The following is an 18,022-nucleotide window of genomic DNA, read 5'->3' as shown; positions in this document are numbered from 1 at the left end:
GCCTCCTCTGTTAATGGGCATGTGAATCCCCATGAGACTCTGATTCTTCTTGCTTCATCTCTTCTTCACGTTTCTTCTTTTCTTCCTTAGCTGCTTTTGAGTGAGGCACTTTTGGCTCATAACCTAAACGCTCACGAGCATTTAATGCATAATCCGCTTCATCAGCGTGGTCAACCCACCCCATATGAGTAGAAGAGAATGTCATTTCTTTTACATGGCCAGGAAGCATAAGCTTGTCGTACTGCTCCTTCGTAAGCTTTGGAGCATCCGCTTTTGCATCACTCGCCCACTTTTCAAATTCATCGTCTGACATAGCCATTACATCAAAGGTATGGTCAGTAAACCCTTCTCCTGTAAAGTTGGAGTTACGGCCTTCATACGTACCTTGTTCATCAGCCTGCAAGTAAAGCTCTGTCTCCATGCCTGCCATCGCATACTTCTGGCCGCCTAGCTGAGGAATCCAAAATGATGCCATAGAATCAGCTGAAGTCAGTTTAAACAAAACAGGTCGATCTTCTGGGATATGAAGATAGTTAACTGTTTCAATATCTTGCTCTGGGTAAGTGAACACCCATTTCCAATCCACAGATGTTGCATGAATCACCAATGGCTTCTGATCTTTAGTCCCTTCAGGAGGTCCTTCTAGAGAGTAGATCGTCTTAACTGTTGGAACGGATAAAGCAATTGTAATTATAATAGGAATGATCCACCAGATCGTTTCGAGCAAATGGCTTCCTTCATTATCAGGATCATAGCCCTTATGATTCTTGCGGTCACGATATTTATAAACAATAAAAGTTGTAAGTGCATAAACGACAATAAGTATAAATGTCATAAATCCAATTGAGTACATAATAAGGTCCTTTTGCTGCTCTCCTACAGGCCCTTTTGGATCTAAAATCACCATATCGCTGCAGCCGCTTAGCATGAACACGGCCATCAATAACCCGAATGTTAAAAACGGCTTTAACCGTCGCATCACCAGGTCCACCTTCCTTTCTCTATTTAAAAGCATTTTCTTTTGCCTAATAACGAACCAAAAGTGATTATAGTACATTGTGAACTAAATCACAATGTCAATCATAGGCAAATCCAAAATGACAAAAAACCTTTGCCCTCATAGTACCAGAATCCTAATAAAAGTGACCAGCCGTCATCCAAATGTCACGAGAACTTCAAACAAAGCTCACAACTTTATCACAGTTTTGCCATAGAATGTTCACGATTTTGGAAGAGCCTACATCTGCTGGAAAGAAGTTTTTTACTTTTTGAAAGTTCAGTTTTTAATTTTTACCCTAATTGGCAAAACTTCACACCTTATATGTGTAATTTTACAAACAAAATAAAACGCAGGATGATTAGTCCTGCGCCCTTATTTATTATTACATTAACGGATAATTCTTCTTAAATTTGTCCCCAACCCATTGGGCGGCAACTGATTCCCTAATCTCACAGAAGTTATCGAACAAATAGAAATGAGGATAGGTAAGCCCAGTTGAAGGATAATGGTTCCGCAATTCACTTTCACTATTCTTCCAAGTTCAATGAAATTTCCCTCTGTAGTAATGGTAACTTCCTTCCCTATGCAATCTTTTAATTCATCTCTTAATGCTTCCGTACAGATATCATTTACACATTCACAATGACATACTAATTTACATTCCTTGTTTTGGTTCTTCATACTGCAGAAAGAATTAGCGTTATTAAACTGTACCACACTCGAAATTGCGCATAGAGAAAAAATAAAAGCAGCACCTGAAAGATTATCTCTTAAAACAATAAAACCGCAACTTACTTTCAATAATGTTCCATTTATAGGCAAAGCAGGCGTCGTGATTCCAATTTCCTTCCCTATACATTGTTGCAACTCTTTTCTTAGTTCCCTTATACATTCGTTCTCTGTACACTTGCACTTACAAGTTAAACAAGTTTCATCCTGCTTCTCTTGCACAAAGTCACACACTGTAGTTTGAGAAGGAGCAAAGGCATTGCCGCATGAAAAGCCAATAATATCGCATATTTTTATTAGTATTGGTCCTGTAATCAGTTGAGTTTCACTTTCAACAATAATTGTGCCGCAATCTACTTTAATCAATCTCCCCACAATAAAGACAACATTTGGGATACTGGCTCTCGTAAGCAATGTAATCCTCTTTCCAACGATTTTTCTTAATTGCTCCCTGAGCTCCCTTGTACAAATACTTTCGCCGCACTTGCATTTATCACACTTTAATTTTGGTTGATTTGGTCGTATATTCCCACAACTCACAAAGAGTTCCTCCACTCAATTTTTGAACTTTTTGTATTTTATGCAAGGAAATGGACAACCGTTCAAGCTTTTAGAATAACAAAAGTTTTTTTCTATTTGATTGTGGTTTTTAAATAGGTTATGTAAAAGCAGCCCGTTGATAAAGAAGTTGCTTGGCGCGGAAGGTGCGAGACTCCTGTGGGATCAGCGGGACAGGTGAGACCCCGCATGCGCAAGGCGCTGAGGCGGCTCACCGCATGCCCCGCGGAAAGCGAGCATCCTGAAGCCGGAATTCAGCCTCGCCTCTCTTTGTCCTTAAACAGCAAAAATATCGAAAACAGCAAAAAAAACGATCCTGCCCATAAAGGCAAGATCGTTTATTGAAATGGTTATGCACTTACTTCAACTTGATTTTCACTATCGTTATAAACATTAGTATCAAGCTGCTTCTGAACTTTACTTGTTAATAGTCCAGAAGTCATCGCACCGCTTACGTTAACAGCTGTACGGCCCATGTCGATTAATGGTTCAACAGAGATCAATAGACCTGCTAAAGCAATCGGAAGATCCATCGCAGACAATACAAGAATAGCTGCAAACGTTGCTCCTCCACCAACACCTGCCACACCAAACGAGCTAAGCGCTACAACTACAACCAGTGTTAATAAGAACGATGGTGACAATGGATCGATGCCAACAGTCGGAGCAATCATTACAGCAAGCATCGCTGGATAGATTCCTGCACAACCATTTTGCCCGATTGAGAGCCCGAACGATCCTGAGAAGTTCGCGATTCCATCAGGTACACCCATGCTCTTTTGTGTACGGATGTTTAACGGAAGCGCTCCTGCACTCGTACGGGATGTAAAGGCAAAAGATAGAACAGGGAATGCTTTTTTCATATATGTGACTGGGTTAAGACCAGCGAATGTTAATAGCAATAAGTGAATTCCGAACATAATAAGCAACGCCACATAAGAAGCGATAACAAACTTTCCAAGCTTCGCGATTGCATCCATATCGCTTAAGGCTACTGTTTTAGTCATCAAAGCTAATACTCCGTATGGTGTTAAACGCAGGATTAACGTTACAACACGCATGATGACAGAGTAGAACGCATCGACGATTTTAGCAAAAAGCTCGGCATGCTCTTCTTGTTTTCGCTTTACACCAAGATATGCAATTCCAATAAAGGCTGCAAAGATAACAACTGCAATCGTTGAAGTTGGTCTAGCCCCTGTAAAATCTAAGAATGGATTCGCGGGCAATAGAGATAGAATTTGCTGAGGAAGCGTTAAGTCTTTTACTTCTGCAAAAGTCCCCTCCATTTCTTCACCACGAGCTGTTTCCGCATCACCTTGCTCGATTTGAACGGCTTCAAGATCAAAAGCTACAGAAGTACCGATTCCCACAACTGCTGCAATTGCTGTTGTTCCTACTAAGATCCCAATGATCAATCCACTTAATTTTCCGATGTTGCCCTTAAGATTCAAACGGGTAAACGCTGAAAGGATTGAAATAAACACTAGAGGCATGACGATCATCTTTAAGAACGTAACATATCCCCCACCAACTAGATTAAACCAGTCTGTCGATTTAGCGGCTACCTCAGAGTCGGCTCCATAACCGTACTGAAGTACAAGACCAAAAAGAATCCCTAAACCAAGACCCGTAAAAACACGTTTTGAGAAAGACACGTGCTTTTTTTGCATGTAATACAAAACACCTAAAAGAATAAGCATAATAGCAATATTCGATAAAACTAAGTAAGTAGTCACCTATAATCCCCCTTTAGTTAACAAAAGTAAAATTAATACAATTAAACCCATCTGTCAAGTAGGAATTACTTTGGGAATACTTTTAGCCTTCACCTCCCTCACAATAAAAAGGCAAGCTTAAATAAGAGAAGCTAGCCTTTAGTGTGATTATGATTTAGTCGTAGGAGAAAATATTTAGTTGTGATTCAGATATATTCTGACCTGAAATAAAATATGCTTGTTTTTGTAGCAAATTCATATGAGCAGGTGCTATATTCCATTGCACTTATTTTAAATACCTTCAATGTCCTCATTATTTTGATGGTGGGAGTACCTTTCTAATCGTTCATAATTGGCTCTTCTCTTGGACACAATAAATTGTAAAGAGATGAGGAGTGAAAAACATGTCACGCGGCAAATCATTTGAACATAAAAAACAAGGCCACCCAGGAAGATTTCCTGACAATACACTTCAAAACAGACTCGTTAAGAAAAGTGACGAGACGGATTCAGTAAATCTTGCTACAAAAGAGGCATTTAAAAACCGAACAGGCGAACAAGAATAGTTACAGCGCACCCTAGGAATATTTTCCTTGGGTGCTTTTTCTTTTTCACGATTCGCTATGCACCTATTGAGTTCCTTCCCCATTCAATACTATAATCAAGAGGGTACAAATTACTGACAGAAAAGGTGTTATATAGATGAGTATTTTAACGGTACAAGGCTTAAGCCACGGTTTTGGCGACAGGGCCATCTTCAATGATGTGTCTTTCCGTCTGCTAAAAGGAGAACACATCGGATTAATAGGCGCAAATGGTGAAGGTAAATCAACCTTTATGAATATAATTACAGGCAAATTAAAGCCAGACGAAGGTAAAGTGGAGTGGGCGAAAAAAGTGCGTGTTGGCTATTTGGATCAGCACACAGTCCTACAAAAAGGAATGTCCATCCGTGACGTGTTGAAGAGCGCATTTCAATACTTGCTAGACATGGAAGCAGAAATGAACGGCATGTACGAAAAAATGGGTGAAGCGACTCCGGAAGAGCTTGAAAAAATGCTGGAAGATGTTGGCGTCATTCAGGACACATTAACAAACAACGACTTTTACGTAATCGATGCAAAAGTGGAAGAGATCGCTCGAGGTCTAGGACTTGATGAGATCGGGTTAGACCGAGACGTACACGATCTTAGCGGTGGACAGCGTACGAAGGTGTTGCTGGCTAAGCTCTTATTAGAGAAACCAGAGATTCTATTACTGGATGAGCCGACAAACTATCTGGACGAACAGCATATCGAGTGGCTGAAGCGCTATCTGCAGGAATATGAAAATGCGTTTATTTTGATCTCACATGATATTCCATTCTTGAACAGCGTTATCAACTTGATCTACCATATGGAAAATCAAGAATTAAACCGCTATGTCGGTGATTACGATCACTTTAAATCCGTTCATGAGATGAAAAAATCTCAGCTTGAGGCGGCTTTTAAGCGTCAGCAGCAGGAGATTGCCGGTTTAAAGGATTTCGTTGCCCGTAACAAAGCGCGTGTTTCTACTCGAAACATGGCGATGTCTCGTCAGAAAAAGCTTGATAAGATGGATGTTATTGAACTGGCAAAAGAAAAGCCGAAGCCTGAGTTCAACTTTAAAGAAGCCCGTACACCAAGCAAGCTGATCTTTGAAACGAAAGACCTTGTGATCGGTTATGATGAGCCATTGTCTAAGCCGCTGAATTTACGTATGGAGCGCGGTCAAAAAATCGCTCTAGTCGGTGCAAACGGTATCGGTAAAACAACATTGCTCCGCAGTATTCTAGGTGAGATCAAGCCTGTTTCTGGGAGCGTTGAACGCGGCGAAAACTTAGAGATCGGTTACTTTGAACAAGAAGTAAAAACAGCGAACTATAACACATGTATCGAAGAGATCTGGAACGAGTTCCCTGGGTTCTCTCATCATGAAGTTCGTGCAGCGCTTGCAAAATGTGGTTTAACGACAAAACACATCGAAAGTAAAGTAGAAGTGCTCAGCGGTGGGGAAAAAGCAAAGGTTCGCTTATGTAAGCTCATCAACCACGAAAATAACGTTCTTGTTCTGGATGAGCCGACAAACCACTTGGATGTTGAGGCGAAAGATGAATTGATGCGCGCTCTGAAGGCATTTAAGGGCAGTGTGCTGTTGATCTCCCATGAACCTGAATTTTATAAAGAAGTTGCAAACGACGTTTGGAACTGTGAAAGCTGGACAACGAAAGTGTTTTAATATGATCCCCCTCACTATGGTGAGGGGGTTTTTAGGTTGTGGAAATACAATTAAGTCTTGTTTAGTACAAATTAAGTCTAAACCAGGTCCAATTAAGTCTTAAAAAGAAAATAAAGGCCCTTCGACAAAACACAACAAAGCGGCGAAAACCCACCCCCTTTAAAAATGTCACTCGGCCAAAGCCGAGTTTCCTCATCCTCAAAAAAAAAACACCCCTTGCCGATTTCACGCAAGAGGTGTTCCAAAACTTAACTATTCAACTCTTCGACAAGCAGGGAGAGCTCTTCCCAGCGTTCCATCGCTGACTCGAGCTCACTCTCTACTTTTTTCTGTGCCGCGTATAATTCACTGATCCGTCCAAAATCACTGCCTGCAGCGACAATGTCGGCTTCAATCTTCTCTTTATTTTCTTCTAGCGTCATGATGCGGTCTTCGATCGTATCCCATTCTTGCTGTTCCTTGTATGATAGCTTTTTCTTCTTTTCTTTACGGGGCTGTGGGACACCTTCCGCCACAACAGCAGCTTCTTTTTTGACAACCGCCGCTTGCTCATCACGCTCTTTCTTCTCTTCCATATAATCTGAGTAGCTTCCCTGAAACCTCACAACTTTTCCACTGCCTTCAAAGGCTAGCAGGTGATCAACCACTCGATCTAAGAAGTAGCGGTCATGGGAAACTGTTAAAACAACACCTGGGAAGTTCTCTAAGTATTCTTCCAAGATTCCTAACGTTTGAATGTCCAGATCATTCGTAGGCTCATCCAAAAACAGAACGTTCGGCTCTTCCATCAAAACTTTCAACATATACAAGCGGCGTTTTTCTCCACCCGAAAGTTTCCGGATATACGTGTATTGCATATAACGAGGAAACAGGAAACGTTCCAGCATCTGTTCCGCTGTTATCGACTGCCCCTCTACCGTAGTAATCACTTGAGCAGTTTCCTTAATATAGTCAACTACTCGAAGGCTGCCATCTAATTCATCATGGTCTTGTGTGTAATAGCCGATCTTCACGGTTTCTCCGACTTCAACAGAACCAGAATCCGGTGCTATTCTTCCGGCCAGCATGTTTAATAAAGTTGTCTTACCGCTCCCGTTCGGCCCGATGATCCCCAGACGCTCACCAGGAACAATCAAATAATCCAGGCTTCTTATAAGTTCTTTTCCATCGATACTCTTGCTTAACCTCTCGACTTCAATCACTTTTTTTCCGAGACGCTGTGAACCTATCGCAAACTCCACAGAACCCTTTGCAGCTGGACCTGTTTCTTCTTGTAGACTTTCAACGCGCTGAATTCTTGCTTTTTGTTTTGTTGTACGTGCTTTTGCACCACGTCGCAGCCACGCTAATTCACGTCTTAACGTGTTTTGGCGCTTGTCCTCATTCTGCAGAGCGATCTCTTCACGCTCTGCCTTTTTCTCTAAGAACGTCTCATAATTGCCTTCATAGACGTAAAGTTTACCGTTATCCATTTCAAAAATATGGTTCGTAACTCGGTTTAAGAAATAACGGTCATGTGTAACCATTAGCAAAGCACCTTTATAGCTTGCTAAAAAGGTTTCAAGCCACTCAACCGTTTCATTATCAAGATGGTTGGTCGGCTCGTCTAGAATTAATAGTTCTGCAGGCTGAATCAGGGCTTTTGCAATGGCTACACGCTTCTTTTGCCCGCCGCTTAACTGTTTAACCTGCCTGGAAAAATCCCGCAATCCTAGTTTTGTTAGGACGGTTTTAGCAACTGTATTCGCTTCCCACGCCTCATTTTCATCCATTTTTTGCTGGCTGTTCATCAAACGTTTTAGCTTTTTTTCATCAGATGGGTCTGACTCCAGATCTAATAGTGCCTGTTCGTACTCTCGCATTGTCTTCATAATGAGAGAATCGCCATAATAGATCTGGTCCAAGACTGTAAGCTCCTCGTTTAGTTCGGGTTCTTGCGCCACATATTCGATCTGAAATTGATTTGCGTGTGACAGCGTCCCGCGTTCTGCCGGCTCTAATCCTGCTAGAGCTTTTAACAATGAGGATTTTCCCGTACCGTTTGGTCCAATTAATCCTATTCTTTGTTTTTCACTTATAGAAAAAGAGATGTCATCAAACAGAGTTTTCTCTCCATATGTTTTATATAAATTTTCGACTAGTAAAATACTCAAAACTATATCATTCCTTAAGGTTAAAGTCTTTTTTTCTATTGTAGCTCAACCACGTCAGAATCGCATCTTCGGGATATGATTTGCATTTTTTTCTTAACCTTTGTTATAGTGGTAAACATGTTCTGAAAAGAAGTGGGCACGTTTTTTGCTCAAAACGGATGCCGCCTATTTTCAATTTAATTAATCGGCTTTGCTTTTTTCTTGTAGTTGATGCTGGGTATACTTGATCCCGGCAAATGTTTTTTGCGTATATCGACCGCGCTTTTGACTTCAAGTTTTTTTCTGATACTCCCCGCAAACTCTTTTTGCAAATAAAAAGCTCTATGAAACAACCTGCCAACTTTTTCATAAACAAGTCATCCGTTGAGCAAACAAACATGACCCATTTCATGAAAAAAGAAAAGGAGAGAATTTTTACATGCAAACAGGAGTAATTATTTCTTTAATTATTTACATGGCTGGTATGCTGTATATCGGCTACTGGGCATACAAAAAAACATCTGACCTCTCTGATTACATGCTTGGTGGAAGAGGACTCGGACCGGCTGTAACTGCATTATCTGCAGGGGCATCTGATATGAGTGGATGGATGATGATGGGTATCCCAGGTGCTATGTTTACAGAAGGAATCAGCAGTATCTGGATATCAGTAGGGCTGACGATTGGTGCATATCTTAACTATATTCTTGTTGCACCCCGGCTTCGTACGTATACGGAAGTTGCAGATGATTCCATTACGATTCCAGACTACCTTGAGAATCGTTTTAACGATACAAAGAAAATATTACGTATCGTCTCAGCACTCGTAATCATTATTTTCTTTACACTGTATTGTTCTGCAGGTCTCGTTTCAGGCGGAAAACTTTTTGATAGTGCATTTGGATTAAACTATACGACAGGAATGCTTTTAACAGGTGCAGTCGTAGTAGCGTATACGCTATTTGGCGGATTCCTTGCTGTTAGCTGGACAGACTTTGTTCAAGGCTGTATCATGTTTATCGCTTTAGTGCTAGTGCCTATTGTGGCTTTCACAGACATTGGCGATTCACAGACACTTATTGATACGGTTCGCGGTGTAGATCCGTCGCTTCTTCAAGTAACGAAAGGACTTACAACATTAAGCTTACTATCTTTCTTAGCTTGGGGACTTGGCTACTTTGGCCAACCGCATATTATCGTTCGATTTATGGCGATTACATCTGTTAAGGACATTAAAACAGCAAGAAGAATCGGTATGAGCTGGATGATTATTTCTCTTATCGGTGCTTCATTAACTGGTTTGATCGGTGTAGCTTGGTTTGCCAGAGAAGGCAGAGCACTTGCTGACCCTGAGACAGTATTCATTGAATTCGCTAACCTATTGTTCCACCCGTTAATTACAGGGTTCTTGTTAGCAGCTATATTGGCAGCAATCATGAGTACCATTTCATCTCAGCTGCTTGTAACCTCTTCTTCTATTACAGAAGACTTTTATAAGCAATTTATTAAGAAAGATGCTTCACAAAAGCAACTTGTTTTCATCAGCAGAATGTCAGTATTAATTATTGCAGTTATTGCAATCCTGCTATCCCTTAACCCAAGTGACACGATTCTTAGCCTTGTTGGTTATGCATGGGCAGGATTCGGTTCAGCATTCGGACCGCTTATACTTCTAAGTCTGTTCTGGAAAAAAATGACGAAGTGGGGAGCTTTAGCAGGTATCATCGTTGGTGCTGTTACCGTTCTTACGTGGGTTCAGTTCCCAGATTTAAAAGAACAAATATATGAAATGATTCCAGGTTTCTTCTTAAGCTTAATTGCTATTATAATCGTAAGCTTATTTACGAAAAATCCTTCTAAAAAGGTACAGAACCAATTTGATACTATGGAAGAAACATTAGAAGAACTAAAATAAGGTAAACAAAAAGCGTTCCTGATAACCAGGAGCGCTTTTTTATGCTTGGCTGTTTTGTGAAATTTTGTTGCTTTTTATTAAAGATAAAAGATGCTGAACATCCGCTCCGGATGCTCGCTTTACGCGTGGCATGCGGTGAGCCTCCTCGGCTTTTCGACTGTTCCGCTGATCCCGCAGGAGTTTCGCACCTTCCACTCCTATCAACTTCTTGATCAACGGGGTGTTTTCACAAAATCTATTTGAAAAGAACCTTATGATTTCTTAATAAGCCGTTTTGTATGGGCAAGTTCTTCTATATTAGCAGCACCAATACCAAACATGGCTGCTTTACATTCGAATTCGATCCGTCCCATCTGAACAAGAAGGGCTTCTGGATGGTTTTCTACTGCAGAATGTAAAAGCAACCGGCCAAACCCAGCCAGGTTCGCACCTAAAGCGATTGATTTTGCAGCATCTACTCCATGCTTTATGCCTCCGCTAGCGATTACCGGGATATTCTTATCCGAATTCCGTACTGCAACAATGCTATCGGCAGTCGGGATTCCCCAATCTAAAAATGCTTCTGCTGCTTCCTTTCGAATTGCATCATTTGAACGAAAACTCTCCACTTGGATCCAAGACGTTCCACCAGCACCTGCGACGTCTATAAACTGAACCCCCGCTGAGATGAGCTTTTTAGCCGTGTCTTGGTCAATACCCATTCCGACCTCTTTAACACCTACTGGTACAGTTAACTCATTCGAGAGCTTTTCTATTTTTGAGAGAAGGTTTGAAAAGTTTGTATCACCTTCCGGCTGAAACACTTCCTGAAGTGTATTCAAGTGCAGCACAAGTAAATCAGCTTCCGCCATCTCTATAGCTTTCTTGCTCTCTTCTGTTCCAAAGCCGTAATTCAGCTGCACAGCTCCAATGTTTGCAATGACTGGTATATCAGGCGCCCATTTGCGTATCTGAAACGTGTAAGCAAGGTCCTCATTTTCAATGGCCGCTCGCATTGAACCAAGTCCGATCGCCCATCCCTTTTCCTGAGCTGCGATAGCTAAATTTTGATTGATTTTATATGCCGTATCCGTACCCCCTGTCATGGAACTAATCAAAAAAGGCGTATGTACATGCCGTCCCAAGAATGTTGTAGCAAGTGATACTTTATCAAAATCTAGTTCTGGCAAAGCGTTTGGTACAAAACGATATTTCTCTAAACCTGTTGTGATGTCTTTTCCTTCTACGTCTTCATTCAAACTTATTCGTATATGTTCGGTTTTACGCTTTTCTGTAAGGTCCTTCGAAATATCCAACAGTTCTCCCTCCTCTTTCGTTCTATCGATTTATTATAACAATGATGCAAGGGGTGTTTTGGTTGAACCTAGTGCAAAACTTTTACATCAACCTGTAAAACTTAAGATTTAAGCCCGGCGGCGTACCTATGGTAACGTTATCCGGTCAGACAGCAGACTAATAGAAGAAGCCTAAAAAACAGTTTCAACCGAGATCGGGGATTTTTGCAAAAAGCAAAGCACCATCGATAAAGCATTATTCCGCTTCTTTATCTTTAGGTACAGCATAGGACTAATCCTTCTTGTATTTGGCATACTCCCTCCTTCACTAGTGTGGGCGAACAACTTTTTTTAATACTTTGCGGCATTTTAGGAGGTCTCTAACATGGGGGACTGTCCCCACACAATTATCATAAATCAAAAAAAAGGAGCAAAACCCTAGGGTGTTTGCTCCTTTTTAAATACCACTTTCATACACTTTCCATTTTGTGGTACACTATTTTCTAAACAATATTGGGGGATGGACCATGGAAGTTCGTTTACTAAACCCGGAAGATGCAGAAGTGTACTGGGAGCTCCGCTTAGAAGCACTAAAGCTTAGCCCTGAAGCTTTTTCTTCAAGCTACGAAGAGGCTATGCAAAGGAAAGAACCCATTAAACAGGTAGCGGAAAGACTGCAAGAGGAAGGCGCCTACACATTTGGTATGTTTGATGGAGAAGAGTTCCTAGGCACTGTCACTTTAGTACAAGAAAAAGCATTAAAGATGCAGCACCGCGGCAATATCTATGCGATGTATGTAAGTGCAAAAAGACGAAATGCTGGAATTGGGAAAGCATTAATGCAGGCTGCTATTGAATATGCCAAAAGCATCCCTGTTATTGAGAAGCTAAACTTAACCGTTGCCGCAAATAACGAAAAGGCTAAGAATCTGTATATCTCACTTGGTTTTAAAACATATGGATATGAGGAAAAGGCATTAAAAGTAGATAATCAGTTTATTGATGAAGAACATATGGTATTGTTTCTAAAATAATTACCGCGTAGTTATAAATAGCCGATCGATCAGGTATTACCTTAATCATCAGCTCTTTTTATTATCTGGCTGCGATCTGATTTAAGATATATCCCTTTTCCGAACTCGATACGTACGCTCTGCTTGAGAACACTCTATAATTCTGTGTTCAAACAAAAAAGCCTGTATATTATACAGGCTTTCTGAATGTTATTTCTTTGGATGATTTTCCTTATGATTAAGATAGTCCTCTTCCTCATTTTTCAGCCTTTTCTTACGAGCTTGCCTGACAATTAAAATAACGATAATAATTACTAATAATAGGCTTACGTTTAAAAAGCCGCCTAAGAAACGAAATAGATCTGACATAAAGTTATCCATGCTGCTTCACCTCTTGTCAGCATTTTCCCCTTTATCACAAGTTTTAAACTGTTTCTGCCTCAGACGTATTTTTCAAAGGCAATGTCACACTCACTTTAGTTCCTTTCCCTATCTTGCTGGTATATTCAACCCTTCCTCCCATCGATTCAATAATCCGGGTTGATACCATCGTTCCCAAACCTGTACCCTGTTCTTTTGTAGAAAAAAACAAGGACCCCACACGAGAAAGCTGTTCTTTCGTCATTCCTTTACCTGTGTCCCTAACGATCACTTTTACATACTCTCCCTCTCGAATAAGTTTTATAGAAACTCGCCCTTCTTTCGGTGTAGCTTCAACAGCATTTTTCAAGATATTGATCAACGCTTGTTTAAGCTGATTACGGTCTGTGGTGATTTCTGCATTCGATTCAATGGAATGAGTGAGTGAGATTCCTTCCTTTAATGCATAAGGATTTAATAAGATGCTTAAGTCTATGATCAGTAGTGCGATAGGAAAGGTTTCAATCTTTTTAAACTCAGGTTTTGCAAAGTTTAGATAATCACTTATGATATGCTCCGCCCGTCCTAATTCACTCAAGATAAGTGGATAATAATGCTTATGCCGTTCGTCTTCGCCCTCCATCAGCTGCAGAAAGCCTTTTACCACGGTTAAAGGATTTCTTACTTCATGTGCGATTGAAGCTGCTAGTTCCCCAAGGGTATGCTGTTTTTCAGAACGGCGTATCTCATCTTTCATTAAATTTCGTTCAATGACTGCCTCATTTAAGATAGCAGCAAACACAACAGCCAAGATTTGTATCGTACCAAATACCGCTATGTATATGTAAAAATTTTGATTTAATCGGATTGAATTTTCACTGATGAAAAGGTAAGTTAGGAGTACAAAGAGTTTAACAAAAGCAGGCCAAAACCCTGCTAAGATAGAAAGATAAATTCTTTTTTTGGGAGCAGAACGCCAAAAATATTTATAAAGTAAAAATGGTACCGTACATGCAATTACTGCAATTATGTAAGCTAGAAAAAGGGTATCACCACCCATTGCGGTTCTGGTGGCTAAAAGAGCAAGTACAGTAATGGATCCAGAGATCGGACCTCCATAAAAAATAGACAATACGACAGGAACATAGCGCAAATCCCAATATAACGCTGTATCAAAATACGAAAAATACATACAAAGCGAAGCAGACGCGCCGTATAAGATGCCTAAAAAGTAAGGGGATTTTCCTAATTTATGATTTTCGAACAAAAAGCTATAGCTTAGTACGGGTGCAAGTACAATTAAAACATGTAAAAACATCTTCTCTACAATCATTGTCTACTCCCCAGTTCAAATGGCTTGTGTTTAAGAATACGACAAAAAAAGGGTGATTCCTTCAAGAATCGCCCTTTTTTATGACTAAAGTATCGTTTTTCATATGACTAAAGTATTCATTTTTTACTTTTAAGCTTCTTGCTTCAACTGACTATGGTACAGAGAATAATAGAATTTCTTATGATTCAACAGCTCTTCGTGTGTCCCTTTTTCAAGAATTCCCCCTTCGTTAAGAACCAGAATTTGGTCGGCTTGCTGTATCGTGTTTAACCGATGTGCGATAACGAAACTCGTTCTCCCTTTCATCAAACGCTGCAAAGCTTCTTGAATCTTCATCTCTGTGATCGTATCAATGCTGCTCGTTGCTTCATCCAAAACAAGCAAAGAAGGATCTGCTAAAATAGCCCTTGCAATAGATATAAGCTGCTTTTGACCTTGACTGATGCCGCTGCCCTCTTGATTTAATATCGTGTTGTACCCTTTGGGTAATTTTTTTATAAACGAATGAGCATTAGCTAACTTGGCTGCTGCAATTACCTCTTCATCTGTTGCATTCAAACGTCCATAACGGATATTTTCAAGGATTGTTCCTTCAAACAAAAAGGAGTCTTGCAATACAAATCCCATATGACTTCGAAGAGAGGTGCGTTTTACTTTCTTTATATCGTGTCCATCGATTAATATCTGACCAGAATCAGCATCATAAAAACGTGAAAGTAAATTAACAATTGTCGTCTTTCCTGCACCAGTCGGCCCCACTAAAGCAACGGTTTCACCTTCTTTAACAGAAAAGCTTAGTCCTGATACGGTCTTTTCATCTTTTTCGTATGAAAAAGCAACATCAAGAAAATCTACTTTTCCTTTTACAGAAGAAAGCTCAACTGCATCTGCTTCATCCATTTCCTCTTGTGATTCATCTAGAATCTCAAAAACTCTTTCAGCTCCTGCAACAGCAGACAGAAGGGTATTAAACTGGTTCGCTAAATCATTCAGCGGCCTTGTAAATTGTCTAGAATACTCAACAAATATGACGATAACACCTATGGAAACTTTTCCATTCAGAGCTAAGACACCGCCAATTCCAGCAATTAAAGCGAAACTTCCGTTGTTTAGAACGTTCATTAATTTAGGAATGAAGCCGGAGAAGGTCTGTGCCCAATATCCTGATTCCTTTAGACGTTCATTCTTTTCCATAAATTCTTCAATAACCCGTTTTTCTTGTGAAAAAGATTTAACAATCCGCTGTCCTGATGTTATTTCTTCAATATACCCATTGATCTCTCCCAGGTTTCTCTGCTGCTCTTTAAACCGCGCACCTGTTCGTTTCGTAATCCACTTTAATCCAAAGAACATGAGCGGTACGATCGAAAGAGAGATAAGCGTTAATAGGGGACTTAAATAAATCATTACAGCAACTGTACCCACGAGAGTAAGAATACTGGAGAACACTTGGATAAATGAACTGTTTAGTGTAGAACTGACGTTTTCAATATCGTTTGTGACACGGCTCATCAACTCGCCATGCTGCCTTTTATCAAAAAAGGAAATGGAAAGCCGATGAAATTGTTTAAATAGATCGTTTCTCATTTTTAGAACCGTTTCTTGTGCAATTCCAATCATCCAATAGTTTTGCAGCCAGATAGATGCGGATTGTCCTACAAAAACAAAGATCAGGCCAATCAGCAGCTTGTTCAGTCCATCCATTTTTCCTTTAACAATGTAGGTATCAATCGCTATACCAATTAAGAAGGGGCCAAGCAAACTTAAGGCAGAACTGATAACTACCATCAGAAGCACCAAACTTAATAGCCATTTCTGATTAGAAAAGTAACTTCCTATCCGTTTGATGGTACTAGCCCAGTTCTTCGGTTTCACTTTTTCCCCAAATAAATGATTATGTGGATGAGGTTTGCTTGAACCCTTTGACATGGTGGAAATCCTCCTCCCCAAACTGTGATTGTACGATTTTTACATACAGCGGAGAAGTTTCTAAAAGTTCTTCGTGTGTTCCCCAGGCTTCTATTGAGCCGTCATCTAAAAGCAGAATATGATCCGCTTCCATCGCTGTACTAATTTTTTGAGTAATGATAAAAGTGGTACAGGCGTATTTTCTTAATGCTTCCAGCAATTTAGCTTCTGTCTTTAGATCAAGTGCACTTGTGCTGTCATCTAACATTAAAATTTTCGGTTTCCGGACTAAGGCACGAGCAATAGATAATCTCTGCTTCTGTCCTCCAGAAAGATTCACCCCACGCTGACCCACTCTTGTATCGTATTGGTTAGGAAGCTTTAAAACCGTTTCATGGATTTGCGCATCTTTTGCTGCTTGAACGATTTCTTCCTGAACAGCTCCCTCTTTGCCCCAACTAATGTTTTCAGAGATGGAACCTGTAAAAAGAACAGCTTCCTGCGGGACCACACCGATACCTTTTCGCAGCGCTTCGATCGGATAATCTCTTACATTTTTTCCGTCAACAAGCACTTCCCCTTCCGAAACATCATAAAGCCTAGGAACGAGCTGAAACAAAGAGGTTTTACCCGAACCTGTGGATCCTAAAATGGCTAATGTTTCGCCTGATTTTACTGAAAAGGATAAGTTTTGCAGAACAGGAACTTCACTTTCTGGATAGCTGAAAGAAACATTCTTAAATTCCACCTCTCCTTTTTCTAAAAAAAGAGATTGATCTGCCTCAACAGATTCTACTAAGTCCACTTCTGTATCAAGCACTTCGCCGATTCGCTGTGCGGAAGCCTTCGCCCGAGAGAAAGCCATGATAATAAAAGAGATTATGGTAAGCACAGATGATATGCGGAATGAGTAGTTAACAATCGCCACAACTTCCCCAACCTCAATCGCCCCAAGGTTAACTTGTCTGCTTCCGAACCAAAGTATAAAAAGAATGCCTATATTCATTACAAATAACAAAACAGGTATAGAAACCTCAATCAAACGAAGAGATGACACAGTACGAGCTCTTAAATTATTGCTTGCCTGTTCAAATCGATCTGTCTCAAAATCTCTTCTCAAAAAAGCTTTGATCAATCGCATTCCCATTAAATTTTCTCGCATGACACGATTTACGCCATCCAGTTTATCTTGTACATCCCGAAACATGCCTCCAGCTGTTTGAAGAACCCATTTCAAGAAGAACAAAAGAAACGGCAAGGCAACCACCAATACCATGGCCAGCTTCCAATTAACAATGAGGGACATGATTACTCCTCCTGCTAATAATAGAGGAGCTCTCAGCATGATGCGCAAACTCATAAAAACAGTATTTTGCAGTTGAGTCACATCATGAGTCATTCTTGTAATTAAGGAGGAAGCAGGAAATTTATTAAAGTTCACAAACGAGAAAGATTGTACCTTTTCAAACGTAAGACGCCTTATATCAAAACCATAGTTTTGACTGACATGTGCTGAGAAAAAGGAGTTTGCTATACCTGCTGCAAAAGCAGCCAGAGCAAGACCGAACATGACCGCTCCCCAAAACTTAACAACATTTAGATCGCTTTTTAAAATACCGTCATCAATGATCTTCGCCATGATTAAAGGCTGCATGAGTTCAACTGCCAGCTCAGTGAGTGTTAGAAAAAGAGCAACTCCGATCGCGAAACGGTACGTTTTTAAATAAGAAAAGACTTTCCACATAAGTTATCCCCCGAACGTTCCCGATGTTTAACAAACTTAACAATCTATTTCTATTCTATCCTTTTTCATAAAAATATTT

14 protein-coding genes are annotated in these 18,022 nt (G+C 40.3%); 5 read left to right on the top strand and 9 right to left on the bottom strand.

Annotated features, from left to right (window positions below; genetic code table 11):
- Window positions 1–10: 10 nt before the first annotated feature.
- Window positions 11–982: a cytochrome aa3 quinol oxidase subunit II gene (gene qoxA / locus IEV52_RS18935; protein WP_229754376.1), complete on the bottom strand. Its 972-nt coding sequence runs from the start codon at window positions 980–982 to the stop codon at window positions 11–13.
- A 405-nt stretch (window positions 983–1,387) separates the two neighbouring features.
- Window positions 1,388–2,095 (bottom strand): hypothetical protein, encoded by a 708-nt coding sequence (locus tag IEV52_RS18930; RefSeq protein ID WP_188404136.1) that lies wholly within the window; start codon window positions 2,093–2,095, stop codon window positions 1,388–1,390.
- 381 nt (window positions 2,096–2,476) lie between these two features.
- Here IEV52_RS18930 and IEV52_RS18925 point away from each other — a divergent pair, with 381 nt between their 5' ends.
- Window positions 2,477–2,632 (top strand): hypothetical protein, encoded by a 156-nt coding sequence (locus IEV52_RS18925; protein WP_188404135.1) that lies wholly within the window; start codon window positions 2,477–2,479, stop codon window positions 2,630–2,632.
- 5 nt (window positions 2,633–2,637) lie between these two features.
- Here the strand turns inward: IEV52_RS18925 and IEV52_RS18920 are convergent, their stop codons facing one another.
- Window positions 2,638–3,990: an L-cystine transporter gene (locus IEV52_RS18920; protein WP_188404247.1), complete on the bottom strand. Its 1,353-nt coding sequence runs from the start codon at window positions 3,988–3,990 to the stop codon at window positions 2,638–2,640.
- Window positions 3,991–4,409: 419 nt separating this feature from the next.
- On the opposite strand from IEV52_RS18920, the gene IEV52_RS18915 reads away from it, so the two are divergent.
- Both IEV52_RS18915 and IEV52_RS18910 read left to right on the top strand, forming a co-directional pair.
- The gene (locus IEV52_RS18915) at window positions 4,410–4,571 is read left to right on the top strand and encodes a hypothetical protein (RefSeq protein WP_188404134.1); all 162 of its coding nucleotides are present in this window, start codon (window positions 4,410–4,412) and stop codon (window positions 4,569–4,571) included.
- Between the two features lie 136 nt (window positions 4,572–4,707).
- Window positions 4,708–6,264, top strand: coding sequence for an ABC-F family ATP-binding cassette domain-containing protein (locus IEV52_RS18910; RefSeq protein WP_188404133.1), 1,557 nt, complete (start codon window positions 4,708–4,710; stop codon window positions 6,262–6,264).
- Between the two features lie 248 nt (window positions 6,265–6,512).
- Here the strand turns inward: IEV52_RS18910 and abc-f are convergent, their stop codons facing one another.
- The gene (gene abc-f, locus IEV52_RS18905) at window positions 6,513–8,417 is read right to left on the bottom strand and encodes a ribosomal protection-like ABC-F family protein (protein WP_188404132.1); all 1,905 of its coding nucleotides are present in this window, start codon (window positions 8,415–8,417) and stop codon (window positions 6,513–6,515) included.
- 418 nt (window positions 8,418–8,835) lie between these two features.
- Here abc-f and putP point away from each other — a divergent pair, with 418 nt between their 5' ends.
- The gene (gene putP / locus IEV52_RS18900; RefSeq protein WP_188404131.1) at window positions 8,836–10,311 is read left to right on the top strand and encodes a sodium/proline symporter PutP; all 1,476 of its coding nucleotides are present in this window, start codon (window positions 8,836–8,838) and stop codon (window positions 10,309–10,311) included.
- Between the two features lie 251 nt (window positions 10,312–10,562).
- Here putP and fni read toward each other — a convergent pair whose 3' ends face one another.
- On the bottom strand, window positions 10,563–11,606 hold the full coding sequence (gene fni, locus IEV52_RS18895; protein WP_188404130.1) for a type 2 isopentenyl-diphosphate Delta-isomerase: 1,044 nt from the start codon (window positions 11,604–11,606) through the stop codon (window positions 10,563–10,565).
- Window positions 11,607–12,112: 506 nt separating this feature from the next.
- Here fni and IEV52_RS18890 point away from each other — a divergent pair.
- Entirely contained in the window at window positions 12,113–12,619 is a 507-nt protein-coding gene (locus tag IEV52_RS18890) for a GNAT family N-acetyltransferase (protein WP_188404129.1), read from the top strand.
- Between the two features lie 189 nt (window positions 12,620–12,808).
- Here IEV52_RS18890 and IEV52_RS18885 read toward each other — a convergent pair whose 3' ends face one another.
- From IEV52_RS18885 to IEV52_RS18870, 4 genes are all read right to left on the bottom strand, one after another.
- Complete coding sequence (locus tag IEV52_RS18885; RefSeq protein ID WP_188404128.1) at window positions 12,809–12,979, bottom strand: hypothetical protein; 171 nt, start codon at window positions 12,977–12,979, stop codon at window positions 12,809–12,811.
- A gap of 43 nt (window positions 12,980–13,022) precedes the next feature.
- On the bottom strand, window positions 13,023–14,291 hold the full coding sequence (locus IEV52_RS18880; protein WP_188404127.1) for an ATP-binding protein: 1,269 nt from the start codon (window positions 14,289–14,291) through the stop codon (window positions 13,023–13,025).
- Between the two features lie 129 nt (window positions 14,292–14,420).
- A complete protein-coding gene (locus IEV52_RS18875) occupies window positions 14,421–16,220 on the bottom strand; it encodes an ABC transporter ATP-binding protein (RefSeq protein ID WP_188404126.1) in 1,800 nt (599 codons plus the stop codon).
- Entirely contained in the window at window positions 16,186–17,943 is a 1,758-nt protein-coding gene (locus IEV52_RS18870) for an ABC transporter ATP-binding protein (RefSeq protein ID WP_188404125.1), read from the bottom strand. Before IEV52_RS18870 ends, IEV52_RS18875 begins: the two co-directional genes overlap by 35 nt.
- Window positions 17,944–18,022 lie beyond the last annotated feature (79 nt).

This window comes from Fictibacillus barbaricus (assembly GCF_014635025.1).
GTDB lineage: Bacteria > Bacillota > Bacilli > Bacillales > Fictibacillaceae > Fictibacillus > Fictibacillus barbaricus.
This window is presented reverse-complemented; position numbering and strand designations above follow the sequence as displayed.

Bases quoted from the DNA above. Each gene is read 5' to 3' on its own strand.
- IEV52_RS18875 (WP_188404126.1), bottom strand. From the start codon at position 16,220: ATGTCAAAGGGTTCAAGCAAACCTCATCCACATAATCATTTATTTGGG.
- putP (WP_188404131.1), top strand. From the start codon at position 8,836: ATGCAAACAGGAGTAATTATTTCTTTAATTATTTACATGGCTGGTATG.
- IEV52_RS18870 (WP_188404125.1), bottom strand. From the start codon at position 17,943: ATGTGGAAAGTCTTTTCTTATTTAAAAACGTACCGTTTCGCGATCGGA.
- IEV52_RS18925 (WP_188404135.1), top strand. From the start codon at position 2,477: ATGCGCAAGGCGCTGAGGCGGCTCACCGCATGCCCCGCGGAAAGCGAG.
- IEV52_RS18920 (WP_188404247.1), bottom strand. From the start codon at position 3,990: ATGCTTATTCTTTTAGGTGTTTTGTATTACATGCAAAAAAAGCACGTG.
- IEV52_RS18890 (WP_188404129.1), top strand. From the start codon at position 12,113: ATGGAAGTTCGTTTACTAAACCCGGAAGATGCAGAAGTGTACTGGGAG.
- IEV52_RS18885 (WP_188404128.1), bottom strand. From the start codon at position 12,979: ATGGATAACTTTATGTCAGATCTATTTCGTTTCTTAGGCGGCTTTTTA.
- IEV52_RS18915 (WP_188404134.1), top strand. From the start codon at position 4,410: ATGTCACGCGGCAAATCATTTGAACATAAAAAACAAGGCCACCCAGGA.
- IEV52_RS18910 (WP_188404133.1), top strand. From the start codon at position 4,708: ATGAGTATTTTAACGGTACAAGGCTTAAGCCACGGTTTTGGCGACAGG.
- IEV52_RS18880 (WP_188404127.1), bottom strand. From the start codon at position 14,291: ATGATTGTAGAGAAGATGTTTTTACATGTTTTAATTGTACTTGCACCC.